The organism is Deinococcus sp. (genome assembly GCF_018260405.1).
Lineage (GTDB): Bacteria > Deinococcota > Deinococci > Deinococcales > Deinococcaceae > Deinococcus.
Genome location: NZ_JAGLBG010000070.1, coordinates 1 through 13,900, shown reverse-complemented (window position 1 = coordinate 13,900; position 13,900 = coordinate 1). Strand labels below are relative to the sequence as shown.

At 61.3% G+C, this 13,900-nt stretch carries 19 protein-coding genes; 3 read left to right on the top strand and 16 right to left on the bottom strand.

The window, feature by feature from the left end:
* Positions 1 to 1,151: amidophosphoribosyltransferase (purF, locus tag QZ269_RS09485; protein WP_291426473.1), on the bottom strand; the 1,151-nt coding region annotated here is incomplete at its 3' end.
* A gap of 88 nt (positions 1,152 to 1,239) precedes the next feature.
* Between purF and QZ269_RS09480 the strand changes: the two genes are divergently transcribed.
* On the top strand, positions 1,240 to 1,521 hold the full coding sequence (locus tag QZ269_RS09480; RefSeq protein WP_291426472.1) for a DUF559 domain-containing protein: 282 nt from the start codon (positions 1,240 to 1,242) through the stop codon (positions 1,519 to 1,521).
* Between the two features lie 245 nt (positions 1,522 to 1,766).
* Here QZ269_RS09480 and purL read toward each other — a convergent pair whose 3' ends face one another.
* The 10 genes from purL to QZ269_RS09430 form a co-directional block, all read right to left on the bottom strand.
* Positions 1,767 to 4,001, bottom strand: coding sequence for a phosphoribosylformylglycinamidine synthase subunit PurL (gene purL, locus QZ269_RS09475; protein WP_291426471.1), 2,235 nt, complete (start codon positions 3,999 to 4,001; stop codon positions 1,767 to 1,769).
* Positions 3,998 to 4,321: a hypothetical protein gene (locus tag QZ269_RS09470; protein WP_291426470.1), complete on the bottom strand. Its 324-nt coding sequence runs from the start codon at positions 4,319 to 4,321 to the stop codon at positions 3,998 to 4,000. The genes purL and QZ269_RS09470 overlap by 4 nt, the downstream gene beginning before the upstream one ends.
* Positions 4,322 to 4,414: 93 nt before the next feature.
* The gene (locus tag QZ269_RS09465; protein WP_291426469.1) at positions 4,415 to 4,846 is read right to left on the bottom strand and encodes a type II toxin-antitoxin system VapC family toxin; all 432 of its coding nucleotides are present in this window, start codon (positions 4,844 to 4,846) and stop codon (positions 4,415 to 4,417) included.
* Positions 4,843 to 5,214 (bottom strand): hypothetical protein, encoded by a 372-nt coding sequence (locus QZ269_RS09460; RefSeq protein ID WP_291426468.1) that lies wholly within the window; start codon positions 5,212 to 5,214, stop codon positions 4,843 to 4,845. The genes QZ269_RS09465 and QZ269_RS09460 overlap by 4 nt, the downstream gene beginning before the upstream one ends.
* A 31-nt stretch (positions 5,215 to 5,245) precedes the next feature.
* Entirely contained in the window at positions 5,246 to 5,905 is a 660-nt protein-coding gene (purQ, locus tag QZ269_RS09455; protein ID WP_291426467.1) for a phosphoribosylformylglycinamidine synthase subunit PurQ, read from the bottom strand.
* Complete coding sequence (locus tag QZ269_RS09450) at positions 5,902 to 6,273, bottom strand: cupin domain-containing protein (protein WP_291426466.1); 372 nt, start codon at positions 6,271 to 6,273, stop codon at positions 5,902 to 5,904. The genes purQ and QZ269_RS09450 overlap by 4 nt, the downstream gene beginning before the upstream one ends.
* Positions 6,270 to 6,518 carry a phosphoribosylformylglycinamidine synthase subunit PurS gene (gene purS / locus QZ269_RS09445; RefSeq protein ID WP_291426465.1) on the bottom strand — a complete coding sequence of 83 codons (249 nt, stop codon included), beginning with the start codon at positions 6,516 to 6,518 and terminating at the stop codon, positions 6,270 to 6,272. The genes QZ269_RS09450 and purS overlap by 4 nt, the downstream gene beginning before the upstream one ends.
* Before the next feature lie 127 nt (positions 6,519 to 6,645).
* Positions 6,646 to 7,374: a phosphoribosylaminoimidazolesuccinocarboxamide synthase gene (purC, locus tag QZ269_RS09440; RefSeq protein WP_291426464.1), complete on the bottom strand. Its 729-nt coding sequence runs from the start codon at positions 7,372 to 7,374 to the stop codon at positions 6,646 to 6,648.
* 232 nt (positions 7,375 to 7,606) lie between these two features.
* On the bottom strand, positions 7,607 to 8,494 hold the full coding sequence (gene prmC, locus QZ269_RS09435; protein WP_291426463.1) for a peptide chain release factor N(5)-glutamine methyltransferase: 888 nt from the start codon (positions 8,492 to 8,494) through the stop codon (positions 7,607 to 7,609).
* Between the two features lie 184 nt (positions 8,495 to 8,678).
* A complete protein-coding gene (locus QZ269_RS09430; protein ID WP_291426462.1) occupies positions 8,679 to 9,263 on the bottom strand; it encodes a R3H domain-containing nucleic acid-binding protein in 585 nt (194 codons plus the stop codon).
* 176 nt (positions 9,264 to 9,439) lie between these two features.
* Between QZ269_RS09430 and QZ269_RS09425 the strand changes: the two genes are divergently transcribed.
* Complete coding sequence (locus QZ269_RS09425; protein ID WP_291426461.1) at positions 9,440 to 10,303, top strand: metalloenzyme domain protein; 864 nt, start codon at positions 9,440 to 9,442, stop codon at positions 10,301 to 10,303.
* Between the two features lie 179 nt (positions 10,304 to 10,482).
* Here the strand turns inward: QZ269_RS09425 and QZ269_RS09420 are convergent, their stop codons facing one another.
* Both QZ269_RS09420 and QZ269_RS09415 read right to left on the bottom strand, forming a co-directional pair.
* A complete protein-coding gene (locus QZ269_RS09420) occupies positions 10,483 to 11,109 on the bottom strand; it encodes a phosphoribosylanthranilate isomerase (RefSeq protein WP_291426460.1) in 627 nt (208 codons plus the stop codon).
* Complete coding sequence (locus tag QZ269_RS09415; protein ID WP_291426459.1) at positions 11,102 to 11,341, bottom strand: hypothetical protein; 240 nt, start codon at positions 11,339 to 11,341, stop codon at positions 11,102 to 11,104. The genes QZ269_RS09420 and QZ269_RS09415 overlap by 8 nt, the downstream gene beginning before the upstream one ends.
* A 12-nt stretch (positions 11,342 to 11,353) precedes the next feature.
* Here QZ269_RS09415 and QZ269_RS09410 point away from each other — a divergent pair, with 12 nt between their 5' ends.
* Positions 11,354 to 11,782 carry a hypothetical protein gene (locus QZ269_RS09410; RefSeq protein ID WP_291426458.1) on the top strand — a complete coding sequence of 143 codons (429 nt, stop codon included), beginning with the start codon at positions 11,354 to 11,356 and terminating at the stop codon, positions 11,780 to 11,782.
* A 43-nt stretch (positions 11,783 to 11,825) separates the two neighbouring features.
* Here QZ269_RS09410 and QZ269_RS09405 read toward each other — a convergent pair whose 3' ends face one another.
* From QZ269_RS09405 to QZ269_RS09395, 3 genes are all read right to left on the bottom strand, one after another.
* Positions 11,826 to 12,332, bottom strand: coding sequence for a macro domain-containing protein (locus QZ269_RS09405; RefSeq protein ID WP_291426457.1), 507 nt, complete (start codon positions 12,330 to 12,332; stop codon positions 11,826 to 11,828).
* A complete protein-coding gene (gmk, locus tag QZ269_RS09400) occupies positions 12,332 to 13,054 on the bottom strand; it encodes a guanylate kinase (protein WP_291426456.1) in 723 nt (240 codons plus the stop codon). Before gmk ends, QZ269_RS09405 begins: the two co-directional genes overlap by 1 nt.
* A 97-nt stretch (positions 13,055 to 13,151) precedes the next feature.
* Positions 13,152 to 13,445, bottom strand: a complete 294-nt coding sequence (locus tag QZ269_RS09395; RefSeq protein WP_291426455.1) for an Lrp/AsnC ligand binding domain-containing protein — start codon at positions 13,443 to 13,445, stop codon at positions 13,152 to 13,154.
* Positions 13,446 to 13,900 lie beyond the last annotated feature (455 nt).

Here is a 13,900-nt window from a genome sequence, read left to right as displayed (position 1 = left end):
ACAATCTGGCGGCTGGTGGTGCCGCGCACGATGGAGTCGTCCACCAGAATCACCCGCTTGCCGCGCACGGCGGAGGTGGGCGAGAGCTTCATCTTGACCTTCAGCTCACGGGCCTCCTGCGTGGGGGCAATGAAGGTGCGGCCCGCGTAGGGGTTCTTGTACAGGCCGTAGTCGAAGGGAATGCCACTTTCGCGGGCGTAGCCAATCGCCGCGCCGATGCCGGAGTCGGGCACGGGCACCACGATGTCGGCTTCTACGCTGTATTCCCGTGCCAGCTGCTGCCCCATGCGAATACGGCTCTCGTGGGTGTCGATGCCGTCCAGCTGGCTATCGGAACGGGCAAAGTAAATCCATTCGAAGGAGCAGGGCGTGGGCTGGCGGGGTTCCACCATCAGGCTGTGCAGGCCCTCGCGGTCAATCCAGACCAGTTCGCCGGGCTGTACGTCGCGGATGAGCCGCGCCCCCACCGCGTACAGGGCGCAGGGTTCGGAGGCCAGCACATACGCGCCCGCCTCGCCCTGTTCGCCCGCCTTTTGCCCGATAACCAGGGGCCGGACGCCGTGCGGGTCGCGGAAGCCGAGCAGCTGGGTGCGGCTCATCAAAACGCAGGCGTAGCCACCGCGCAGGCGTTTCATGGCCGCCGCCGTCGCCTCTATCAAGTCCATGTGGCTCTCGCGGGCAATCAGGTTCAGCATCACTTCGCTGTCGTTGGTGGTGGCAAACAGAGCACCTTCTTGCAGCATCTCGGCGCGGACTTCCAGCGCGTTCACAAAGTTGCCGTTGTGCGCCAGCCCCAAGATGCCCTTGTTGGTGCGGGTGGTCAGCGGCTGGGCGTTAAAGCGCAGGTTGCTGCCGGTGGTGCTGTAGCGCACATGCCCGATGCTAACGCGGGCGTTGGGCAGGCGCACCGAGTCCAGCCGCCGCTCGTCAAAGACCTGCGTGACCAGGCCCAAATCCTTTTCTACATGAAAGCGGTCACCGTCGCTGACGCACATGCCTGCCGCCTCCTGGCCCCGGTGTTGCAGGGCAAAGAGGCCCAGATAGGTCAGCCAGGCCAGGTCGGTGGGCGGCGCGGAGTAGATGCCGAAAACGCCGCATTCCTCGCGGGGCTTATCAAAGTTGGGGTCGTGTTCGTTGAAATGTTCAGGCATGGGAAAATCCTTGCTTGTTTAGCCTCTCCCCCCTCGTGGGGGAGATGTCCGGCAGGGACAGAGGGGGGGTGAAAAGATAAACTCGCGTATGTTGTGTCGCCCGCCTAGAACGAGCGTTGGCACGGAAGTAGCCCGCGAATTGCGCCCGGACATGACCTTTGAACAGCGGCTGCTCTGGAGTCGGTTGCGAAGCGCCCAGCCTGGCCTGAGCTTTCGGCATCAGGAGGTCACCGGGCGGTATGTGGTGGATTTTACCTGCTACCGCGCCCACCTGATTACGGAACCGGACGGGTCGCACCTGAACAGCGAAAATGAGAGCGTCCAAGACGCCAGCTTGACCGCAGACGGTTTCACCATTCTGCGCCTCTAGAACAACGAAGTCCGGGGAAATCGGGAAGGAGTTCTGGAGCGCCAAATGGTGAAACTGGGCACTGAGCGCCGCCCTCCTAGCGGAGAAGCTTGGAGGGGGGGGAACTGGCGCGTAACCACCGAACCCGCCCCTTTTCCACCGACAAGCCAACTGGCGGCCTGTCAAGGCGCTGAGTGGCCCGCCCTCTGGCGCTACGCGACATCTCCCCCACGAGTGAGGAGAGGCTTGGTCTGCCCCCCACTCTCTCACCCCAGTATCCCTTTCAAAGGTTCTTCCCAGGCCCGCTTCAAGGCTTCAAGATTCACACTCAAATGTACCTGTTGCGCGGGGGCGGCAATCGTGACATGAGGTGTGTCTAGCGTTTCGCCAATCAGGACATGAGGCACACCCAGTTCGTCGAGTTTGGCTCTGGCGGCGGCTTCGTCAGCTACAGCCACAATCACGCGGCTATGCGCTTCACCGAACAGCAGGGCGTCGGCGCGGGTGCTGGTAGGGGCGTCCAGCGAGACTTTCAGGCCGATGCCCCCGGCAATAGCCATCTCGGCCAGAGCCACCGCCAGTCCACCCTCGGCGCAGTCATGCGCGGTGTCGGTCAGCCCAGCGCGGATGAGGGTCAGTGTGCCGTCCACCACCTGCTGGGCGAGGCCGAGGTCAAGCTCCGGCACCTGCCCGGCTTCTAAACCATGCACCGTTTCGAGGTACTGCGACGCGCCGATGGTGTCGGCATGTTCACCCAACAGAATCAACTTTTGCCCCGCCGCCTTGAGTTCCAGCGTCGCCCGCACCGTCACGTCGGGCAGCACGCCCACCATGCCAATCGTGGGGGTCGGGTGAATCGCCACGCGCTCGTCGCCCTGGGTGTACTGGTTGTACAGGCTGACGTTGCCGCCCGTGACGGGGGTATTCAGGGCGCGGCAGGCGTCGGCGATGCCCTGCACGGCCTGCTGAAGCTGGTAGTAGACCTCCGGGCGGTACGGGTTGCCAAAGTTAAGGTTGTCGGTAATCGCCAGCGGTGTCGCGCCCACGCAGGCGAGGTTGCGGGCGGCCTCGGCAACGGCGGCGGCGGCACCTGTATATGGGTCGAGCTGCACGAAGCGCGGGTTGCAATCACTGGTCGCGGCCACGCCCATGCCCGAGCCTTTGACACGCAGCACGGCGGCGTCTGCCGAGCCGGGGACAACCACCGTATTGGTCATCACCTGATGGTCATAGCGCTCAAAAATGGGGCGCTTGCTGGCAATGGTGGGGTGAGACAGCAACTCAATAAGCACCGCGCCCAGGTCGGCGGGAACAGGCACGCCGCTCAGGTCGCGCTCGCGGGCAGCCTTGATGTCAGGCGACTCCACGCCCTCGCGGGTGTATTTGGGGGCCTCGTTCAGCAGCGCCACGGGCAGGTCGCACACCACTTCGCCCTTCCACGTCAGGCGGTAGCGGTCATGGGCCTCCACCTCGCCAATGTTCACCACGTCTAGTTCCCACTTTTCCAGCAGGTCAAACAGTTCCTGTTCCTTGCCAGGGACAGGCACCAGAATCATGCGCTCCTGCGACTCGGACAGGCACAGTTCCATGGGCACCATGCCCGACTCGCGGGTGGGCACCTGATCCAGATTCATGGTGAGGCCTAAGCCTGCGCGGTAGGCCATTTCACAGGTAGAAGACACCAGTCCCGCCGCGCCCATGTCCTGCACGCCCGCCACGAGGCCCGCCTGAATCGCCTCTAGGGTCGCTTCCAGCAGCAGTTTTTCCATGAAGGGGTCGCCCACCTGCACGGCGGGACGGTCAGCCTGCGAAGCCGCGCTGAGGTCAGCCGACGAGAATACCGCGCCGCCCAGCCCATCGCGCCCGGTCTTGGAGCCGACATAGATAATATGGTTACCGACTTCGCCCATCGTGCCTTTGGCCAGGTCTTCGTGGCGCAGCAGGCCCAGCGCCATCACGTTGACCAGCGGGTTTTCCTGGTAGCTGGGGTGAAAGGTGACTTCGCCGCCCACGGTGGGCACGCCAATCGCGTTGCCGTAGTGGGCGATGCCGTCGATCACGCCGTTCACCAGAAACTTGGTGCGGGGGTGATCGGGGTTGCCAAAGCGCAGGCTATCCAGCACGGCAAAAGGCCGAGCACCCATGGCAAAAATGTCGCGCAAGATGCCGCCTACGCCCGTCGCCGCGCCCTGCACGGGTTCCACCGCCGAGGGGTGGTTGTGGGATTCCATCTTAAAGGCCAGGCCGTAACCCTCGCCAATATCCACCACGCCCGCGTTTTCACCGGGGCCTTGCAGCACCTGCGGGCCAGTGGTGGGAAAGGCGCTAAACAGCGGGCGCGAGTTCTTATACCCGCAGTGTTCCGACCACATTGCGCCGATGATGGCGGCTTCAAGGGCGTTGGGTTCGCGGCCCAGTTGTGAGACGAAGAGGTCAAATTCTTCGGTGGTAAGGCCGAAAGTGGCAGCTTGGTCACGGAGAGATTTGGTGGATTGGATCATGGATTTTGCTCCTTACTGCTCAACGTTGGGGTGTTTAAAGATGGTCTGATTTTAGAAAAGCAATAGATAAATTGGCTCACTAAACCAGCCACAAAAACGACAGAAGCGATGATGGGAAATTTGCTGAACCAAACCGTGAAAAGATTCAATTCATGCCAAGTGAGGTCGGGATGCTCTGATAAGGAGAGGAGATAGGTGATGGCAGTGCCTAAAATGAAGCCAATCGGGACGGAATAAACAGCCTTAAAATAAATTATTTTGAAATCCTCTTGATTTCCCGAACTAGTGGCGACGAATGAGGGAACAATGCTAAAAAGCATAAGCACAAAAAGCAAGGAAAAAATGTCGAGTGCTACCAAAAATAATAGAAACATTCCCATTTCAAAGTATCTCAGGCAAATTTTTACTTAGGCTCACGCCACCGCCTCCGCCATTAACTTATTGGCCACTTCCTCTAGCCTCGTGTCAAAGGTGACGAAGCGCAGGCTGACACTCCCGCGCAGGGTGAGAGCAGCGGCAAGGTGGAGCGCGTCTATTGCCCGCAGGCCGCGTTGGGCTTTCATAACTTGGGCGGCGCGACTATTCACTTCTGGGGTTACATCCAGCACGATGACCGTTTGCCAGTCAGCCGTAAACCGCCCTAGCTTGTCGGCGTAGTCCGCTTCATCCAGAGTGCCTCCGTGAAAAAGGCGGGCAAAAATGCCGCTCACCTCGGCGTAAGCGATGATGCAGGTAGCAACCTTCGGGTATTCACCCAGTAAATCAATGACCTTTTGCTGTTCTGTATTGTCCTCATCCAAATACAACTTGGCGAGGGCACTAGAATCCAGATACAAAATGGTCAAGGTTCACGCCCTTCAGAAATCAGGCGGGACACGGTGCCAGAGGGTAGGCCAAGGCGTTTGCCAGAGCCGCTGTAACGGAAGGTCTTGTCCAGATTCGGGGCGGCGGCAGAAGGTTTTGGAGGCGCATCCGCCTGCCGCTCCAGCCGTTCGACAACTTCTCCTATCTCTACTTTTTTGCCACACAGCCGTTCCAGAGCCTCCAGTAAGGCGTACACCGTCGGCAGGTCAATGCGCTGGGCGGGCTTTCGCGCCAGACCGTAGACTGTGCTGGCGGGAACCTTGCCCTCGACCTCTTTGACCAGCGCATAAGCTGTCAGCCCGTGCTCTTGCAGGTACTTGCCCAAGTTAAATAGAGGAATAGCTGTCATACTCTAGGTTACCATACTGCGAGAAGTCGTACTATTTCGCCTTCAGTGACTCAAATACGCCGCGCCCGTCTTCACTGCCCAGTAGCGACTCTAGGGCGCGTTCGGGGTGCGGCATCATACCCAGTACGTTGCCGCGCTTATTCACGATGCCTGCAATGTCGTTGAGGCTGCCGTTGGGGTTGTCGGCGTAGCGAAAGACCACGCGGCCCCCCTCCTCCAGTTCGGCGATAGTGGCGGCACTGGCGTAATAGTTACCCTCACCGTGCGCGATGGGGATTTCTATACGCTGACCCTGAGTGTAGGCGCGGGAAAAGGCGGTTTGGTTGTTCTCCACGCGCAGGTGTACCGACTGGCAGTGAAAATGAATGTCGCGGTTACGGCTGAGCGCACCGGGCAGCAGCCCCGCCTCGGTCAGCACTTGAAAGCCGTTGCACACGCCCAGCACATACCCGCCTGCTTCGGCGTGAGCCTTGACCGCATTCATAATCGGGCTGCGGGCGGCAATCGCGCCGCTGCGGAGGTGGTCGCCGTAACTAAAGCCTCCGGGCAGAAAGACCAGCTCAGTGCCTTCTGGCAAGTCGGTTTCGGTATGCCATACAAACTCGGCGCTGTCGTCGAGCAGAAGTTTGGCGGCGTGTAGCGCGTCGGCGTCGCAGTTGGAGCCTGGAAACTGTATAACGGCGGTTTTCATACGCGCTCCGGTTGCGACACCGTGCGCTCGTTCACGACATTCCCGGTGTTCAGGGTGCCCGCAGGTTCAAACATCATTATCCAGACCTCTCCACTTTCTGCGACTGGTAGGTGCTCCACACCGCGCGGCACGATGATCATCTCGCCTACCCCCACACGCCGCTCGCCGTCTCTGAAACGCATCAGCAATTTGCCCTGCATGACCATGAACAGCTCGTCCTCGTGCTCGTGGCTGTGCCACACGAACTCACCACTGATCTTGGCAAGCCTTATGTGCTGGCCGTTCAGTTCCCCGATCACCTTCGGCTGCCAGTGCTCGCTAAACAAGTCAAACTTCTCCTGCAACCGGATCACGTCAGGCAGGCTCATGCTTCGTCTAGCTCCCAGCGGGCGTCTTCCATGATAGGGTTGCTCAGCACGTTTTCCACGATGTCTTTGAGTTGCGCTTCCACGTCGTCCCTTTCGCCGCTGAGGTTCAGTTCGATGTACTTGCCGATGCGGACATTGCCCACGTTGGTGTGGTTCAGGTGCGAAAGGGCGCGTTCAACAGTACGGCCCTGCGGATCGAGGATAGAAGGCTTGAGGGTAATATAGATTCTGGCCTGGTAATTCATGAAGACTCCTTGGGAGTTGTCTATAAGCGACTATTTGGCGTTAAATGGCGTTATAAATAGCTTAATGTTGAGCGAACTGCTTTAAAGCATCAGCGGGGGAACTTAAACAAGCGCACACCCTAAACGCTCAGACTTCAGTGGTCACGCGCCGCAGCATCTCGGCGTAGGCTTCGGCCTCGCCGCCCAGGTCACGTCGGAAGCGGTCTTTGTCCAGCTTTTCATTGGTTGTAGCGTCCCAAAAGCGGCAAGTGTCGGGGCTGATTTCGTCGGCCAGCACGATTTCGCCGTCTGCCAACTTGCCAAACTCCAGCTTAAAATCAATCAGGCGCACGCCGCGCTGAGCAAAGTAGTCAGTCAAAAAGTCGCGTACCTTCAGGGCTAACTCACGGATGGTCTTCAGGTCTTCCTGGGTAGCCCAGCCCAGCGCTATGGCGGTGTCTGAGTTGATCAACGGGTCGCCTAGCGCGTCACTTTTGTAGCAATATTCCACGACGGGGCGAGAGAGCGGCGTGCCTTCCTCAATGCCCAGGCGCTTGCTAAAGCTGCCCGCAGCCACGTTACGGACAATGACTTCTACCGGCACAATAACCACGGCCTTTACGCGCTGGTGGCGGTCATCCAGCTTCTCTATAAAGTGCGTGGGGATTCCGGCGGCTTCGAGCTGGGGGTACAGATGCGCGGTAATGGCGTTGTTGGTCTGGCCTTTGCCCTCCCAGGTGCCACGTTTCTGGGCGTTGAAGGCGGTGGCGTCGTCCTTGTACTCCACGATGTACTCGGCTGGGTTAGCAGTCGCGTACACTCGCTTGGCCTTGCCCTCGTACTTCAGTTCGCCCCGATTAAGTTCTCCTGTGGTCATACTGTCCCCCTGTAATGTAGGAAAAGCGCCTCCCGAACAGTGGTGGGACGACGCTGAAATGTCATTGCGGTAAGCATTTTCGTCTCCGGTGCCGCCTCGCTGGGCAGGCTAACCAGCCTGTCAATGTCGGGGCTGGAGCGTCTCACGGGACGCGACTGGATAAAAAAGAATGTCAGCCCCTCGGCTGCTCTCCTAGATTAACACTTGCTGAACGCAACTTCCGGGTCTTCGTTCACCCGGCGCGGACAGCCCGCAAAAACCGCTGCCGCCCAGTCAAGTCGCACAGGATTTCGGAATGCCAGCCCTGCATTTCGCCCGCCAACTGCTCCACATTGCGCGGGTCAAGCTCTAGCAGCAGCGTGCCGCCTGGCAAAAGCACCTGCCACGCCTCGGCCACCAGCGGGCGGGCCAGTGCCAGGCCGTCGTCTCCGGCATACAGCGCCAGTTCGGGGTCGTGCTGCACTTCGGGGTCGGCCGTTTCACGGTCGGCGGCGGGCAGGTAGGGCGGGTTACTCACGATAAGGTCGAACACCGGGCGCGGCTGCCCCAACTGCAAAAAGGCCCCCAGCAAATCCGACGGCACGAAATGTACGTCCAGCCCGTTTAACGCGGCGTTCTCCCTTGCCAGTGCCAGTGCTTCGCCGCTGATGTCGCAGGCCCACACGTCGGCGTCTGGAAGGGCATTTTTGAGGCCGAGGGCCAGTGCGCCCGTCCCTGTGCCGATGTCGAGAATGCTTTTGGCTCGTGGCTTGTGGCTTGTGGACAAGGACGGGGCCAACCAGCCTTCTGCTACCCGCAACGCCAGTTCCAGCAGCACTTCCGTCTCCGGCCTCGGCACCAGTGCCCGCCCATCTACCTTCAGGCGTACGCCGCCCCATTCCACCTCGCCCAGCAGGTGTTGCAGCGGTATGCGGGCGGCGCGGCGGGCCACCAGGTCTGCCACTTTTGCGGCGTCGGCCTCAACAACAACTTCAGCGGCGCGGGTCAGCAGCGCCACACGCGAAAGCCCCAGCGCACGCTGTAAAAGCTCGCGGGCATCCACCTCTGGCGAGGGAACATTGGCGAGCTTCAGCGTGGCGACGGACTGGCTTAGCAGCTCCCGCAGCGTGGTTCCACTCACCTCTCACCTCTCACCACTGACTTAGAGCATTTTGCAAAAGGGTGGTGCTCTTTTGACCCTCTTTTTGCCGAGTGCAACGAGTGAAAAAGAAAGAGCAAGACGTAGAATGAAGGGGGCGGCGGTGTTTTTCCAACGTGCTCATCATTTTGCAGAACTGCTCTAAAAACGCGCACCGCGCACCCCATCACCCATGCCGGGGCCGAATAATCAGCCGCCGCGAGGCTCCTTCGCCCACCGACTCGCTGATCACGTCAGGGTTTTCCTTGAGGGTCATATGGATAATGCGCCGGTCAGCGGCGGGCATGGGCTGAAGCTCGTGGGCCTCGCCGCTTTTGGCGACCTGCACGGCCAGTCGCTCGGCCAGTTTTGCCAGCGTGTCAGCCTGCCGCTTGCGGTAACCCCCCATGTCCACCCGCACCCGCAGGTCAGCGCGCCCCGCCTGCTTGGCAAGCACAGTGTAGGCAATCACTTCTATGGCCCCCAGTGTGCGCCCATCGCGGCCCGCCAGTTGGGCCGCATGTTCGCCGTTCAGTTCAACTTCAAAGGCTTCTTCAACCTCACGGATGGTGTAGCTCAGGCCGGGGTCTACCCGCGCAATCAGACCCTTGACAAAGCGTTCGAGCACCGTGCGGGGGTCTTCGTGGCCCGCTTCCAGGGCAGGTGCGGCAGTGAGGGCCGCATCGGGCACAGGCAGGGGCGGCGCGTTCTCGTCCGCGTCACTGATTCCCAGACCTGCCAGGTAATCGTCAAGGTTGGTGCGGTTGTCCATGTGTGGCAGTCTAGCGCCCCATTCTCACACCCTTATCTCAAAGTGCGGGGTTTCGCCCTCGCACACGCTTTTTCCCGGCGTCCGGGCCGTCGCCTGGCAGCAGGGGCCTGAACCGGTCAGCGTCTGCTGGATCAGGAAAAAGTGGGCGTGTATGCTGCGGTCATGAGGGCAAAGGCGTGAGCGGCCTGTTCTGGCTGGCGCTCGACGGTGTGGGCCATCCCGCCGACGCGCCGCCTGAGAGTCCGTGGGAACAGGACTTACCAGTGTTGCGGCCTCTTATAGACCAGGGGATGGCCCTTGACGCCGCCCTCGGAGTGCCGGGGCTACCGCAGTCGGGCACCGGGCAAAGCTGCTGGCTCACTGGACACGACGCCGTGGCGCTGATGGGCGAACACTTCGGGCCGCAGCCGGGACCGACCTTACAGCGCCTGTTGCAGCAGTTCAGTCTGCCAGTACGCCTGACCCGGGCCGGGGCACGCACCGCGCTGGTCAACCGCTACGAGCCGCAGTATCTGGCCCCGCCTCTTCCCGGCACACGCGGCAGCGGGCGCAACCGCCTGGGCTGCTTTCCCTACTCGTTCCGGGCGGCGGGCCTGCCCCTCAATCCGCCGGGGCTGCCGCTCCTTGGAGCCACCCTGGGCCTGGGATTAGAGCGTCCCTGGATGACCGCGCCGCTGCCCGACCTGACGCAACAGGGAAAGGTTCTTGGACAGGCCGCCCAGGACTGGGATCTGCTGGTGGCCGACCTGTGGTTCAGTGACCTGCTCGGACACGAGGGAGCGCCGAACGTGACGCCGCACTCGGTGGTGGGGCAGGCCGCCCGCGCCTATCTGCGCAACCTGGACGCGCTGCTTACGGGCCTGTTAGACACGGGTACCCGGATCATTCTGAGCAGCGACCATGGCAACTTCGAGCACCTGGGGGTCAAGACCCACACGGCGGCGCGGGTTCCATTTGCCGGGGCCGCCGTAGCCTACCTGCCAGGGGGAGATGTGGTGGCTGGTGGACAGGCGATTGCGCTCTGCTGCGGCCTGTCCTAAGCCACAAAGTTATCCACAAAGTTATCCACAGGCCCTGTGGACAGAGCGTGGATACCCCCAAACTTGCTCATCCGTCAAAGCCAGAAAAAGGGCGTCTGACACCAGAGATACGCGCCGGAAATGACCCGCTGGGGAGGCCCAGAAAGTTATCCACAGCGAACCTCCAGCCTGTGGATAACTCAGCTTTTGAAGCCCTTAACCGCGTCTACAAAAGCCTGAACCGCCTGTGGATTTTTGACCCCCGGACGGGCCTCTAGTTGACTGACCGCGTCTACCCCAGCTGGTCTTAACAACTCAATAGCCTGCACCACATTCGACGGGCCCAGTCCACCCGCCAGCCAACCACCTGCTGGAAAATTGGCCTGCAAAGCGCCCCAGTCAAGCGTCATACCACTGCCTGGTTCGGGCGCGTCGAGCATCAGGGTCACAGCCGAATGTCCTTCCCACATGTTTCTTTCTGCGGCCAGTTCGGTCGGGCGCAGAACACGTAGAACGGAATAATACGCGCATATGCTTTCTACGTAAAGTGCTGGCAGCGGGCCGTGCAGTTGAACCGCCGTCATGCGCGACGTCTCGGCCAGCCGCAGCACTTCATCCAGGCCCTGGTGCATGAATACGCCCACGCGGGTCACCGCCGGGCCGACACTCAGGCTGGCGGCGCGGGCCACCTGAGGAGTCACCAGGCGCTTACTCACCGGCGCAAAAATAAACCCTAGTGCGTCAGCTCCGGCCTCGGCACACATAAGCGCGTCGGCCACCGAGGTCGTGCCGCAAATCTTAACCCTGGGGGGCACGCGCTCAGTCATGCCGGGCCTCCAGCGCCGCGATCCTAGCTTCGAGGTCACGGTTTTTTTGCAGCAGCCCCAGCAGCAGCAGGGCGTAGTGATCGTACAGTTTGGGGCGCTCCATGCGGATTTCGCCGCCCATCCACTCGTTCAGCAGGCGCTCGGCCCCTCGCAGCACCTCGTCGGTCGGCACGTCACGGTAAGAACGCTCTCCGAGAATGGCGCGGGCAAAATTGACTTCACGGTCTGACATATTCTTCCCATTGTGCGCCACCAACGCCTCCTCATCGAAACCGACTTGGCCGCCCATGTGGGCTGTGAGACAATAACGGCCATGATCTCACGTCCCTTCCCTCTGGCCCTAGGCCGCCTAAAGCTGAAGCTCGGTGGGGCCGCGCTGGCCCTCTCGCTGGGGCTGGCGTCCTGCGGTTCCTCAACCACGACCACCACGACCACCACCCCCTCAAAGACCTTTGCCCTGACCGTAAATTTTACCGGTTCGGGCGGCACCCATCTGGTGACTGTCACGGCAGCCGACGGCAACGCCCGGAGCTACACGCTGGCCAGCGGGGGCGCCGTTACCGGACTCAAGGGCGTGTATACCGTCTTGGCGGCTACTGCGGGCAAAAAGACCCCCGCCGCCCAGACGGTCGACCTCAGCAGCGCCAACCAGACCATCACGTTCGCCTACTGAACCTGCGCCACCTGACCGGCAACCAGGTCGGTCAGGCCCGCAACTACGCCAGCGCCCGCTCGAACACCCGGAGAGCCTCGGCGCTATACAGCACGACACGCACTGTCATTGCGGAATGGTCGTGCAAGAACTCCTGAATGGCTTGTAGGGCCACTGGCGCGGCCTTCTCGACCGGATAGCCGTAGACGCCCGTACTGATCGCCGGAAACGCCACCGACCGGCACCCGTTGGCGGCGGCCAGCTTGAGGCTTTCGCAGTAGGCCCCTGCCAGCAGTTTGGCCTCGCCGGACTTCCCACCGTGCCAGACCGGGCCGACGGCATGAATCACAAATTTGTTGCCCCGCTCGGCCAAGTTGAAGGCGGGCGTAATTACGGCAGTCCCCGTAGGCGTCCCCCCGATTTGCCGGATGGCCCGCAGCAGCTCCGGCCCGGCGGCGCGGTGAATGACCCCATCTACCCCTCCACCGCCCACCAGCTGCTTGTTGGCCGCCGTGACCACTGCGTCAGTGTCTTGCTGGGCAATGTCGCCCTGAACCAGTTCCAGCGGCATCAGGACTCCACCACCTGTTGCAAGTGCTCACGGGTCAGCCTGCGGCTGCTGACCTGCTGCGCGGCCCGGTGCGCTTCATGGTCGTGCGGCGTCCACTGCTCTGGGGGTTTATACGCGGCGCGTTCGGCGCACTGCACCGCCAGCATTTCCTGCACGGCGCGGTCGAGGTCGTCGTTGACCACCACGTAACGAAACTTGTGCGCTTCCATGATCTCGTCTCTGGCCCGCAGCAGCCGCTTTTCGATGCGCTCGGGGGTCTCGGTGGCGCGTTCGGTCAGGCGGCGGCGCAACTCGGTGAGGCTCGGGGGCATGATAAAGACCAGAATGGCCCGGTCGCCCATGCGTTCCTTGACCTGCATCGCGCCCTCGACTTCGATTTCCAGGATCACGTCCTGCCCGCGTTCCAGCGCCGCCTCGATAGGCTCAATCGGCGTGCCGTAATGGTTGCCGACAAACTGCGCGTGTTCCAGAAAGCCGTTCTCCTCGGCCCTTTTCAGAAATTCTGTAGGCGAGACAAAAATATAATCACGCCCGTTGACCTCACCGGAGCGCGGCTCACGGGTAGTCCAGGATGTGCTGTAGAACACGTCCTGCCCGGCCAGCCATTTTTCACGCAATGTTCCTTTGCCCACGCCCGACGCTCCGGTAATGACCAGCAGCAGGCCGGGGGCAACTGCGCCTGGAGAAGCGGAAGAACCATCGGAAGCGGCAGACAGAGTCATCACCTAGCAGCATACCTGCCCTGCCTGAAGGCGCAAAGAGGTCTGGGCTGGAGGGGGGGCAGCTTCAGCGGTTTGCGGGTTGCAGCGCTACTGGACTTCAGCGATTCTGGCTCTCGTCAAGGCCCACCCCAAAGCCCTGATCCAGCAGTTCTCCGCTATAGGTGCGGAACGCCAGCATGGTCTGGGTTTTCAGGATGCCTGCCACTTTACGCAGGTGGCCCGTGACCACATCATCCAGCGCTTCATACTCGCCCAGTTTCAGGATGGCGACGATGTCCCACTCGCCCGTGACGCTGTAGACCTCGCGCACGCCCGGCACACCCGCCAGCGCCGCAGCAGTTTCCTGAATCAAGGAGCGCTCGGCCTGAACCATAACAATTGCAGTCACCATGCCTTCTATTGTGCCTGATGCGGACTGCTGTCTGTTTCGCTAACGACCCGTGAGGACGCCGGGTTGCCCACTCCATGGTTGAAGACCGTAACTGCGGTGTTCCAAGCCCCGGCTAACGGCGCTGGGTCTGGGACGGCACCGACTGCGGAACCGCGTCTTGCTGGGCGCAAGCTGAATAAGAGACATGCCCTGGTCTGTCTGCGGCCCCTGAACGGACATGGCGCCTGCCTCCGCTGGAGCGACCACAGCTTTCTAATCGGCACCCTGCTGGTCTGCTTCCTGAACAGCGGCCTTCTTTTTCTCCGGCATCTTCTCTTTGACTCCCCGCTCTGCTTTTGCCTTGGCTATAGGCCCAGCTCAGGGAGTCCAGTAGTCCAGTGCATATTGAAATCCGGACGAAATTCATTTATGCAGTGTTCCCAGCAGGGAATTCAGGGTTTGTTGGGGCGTCGGGG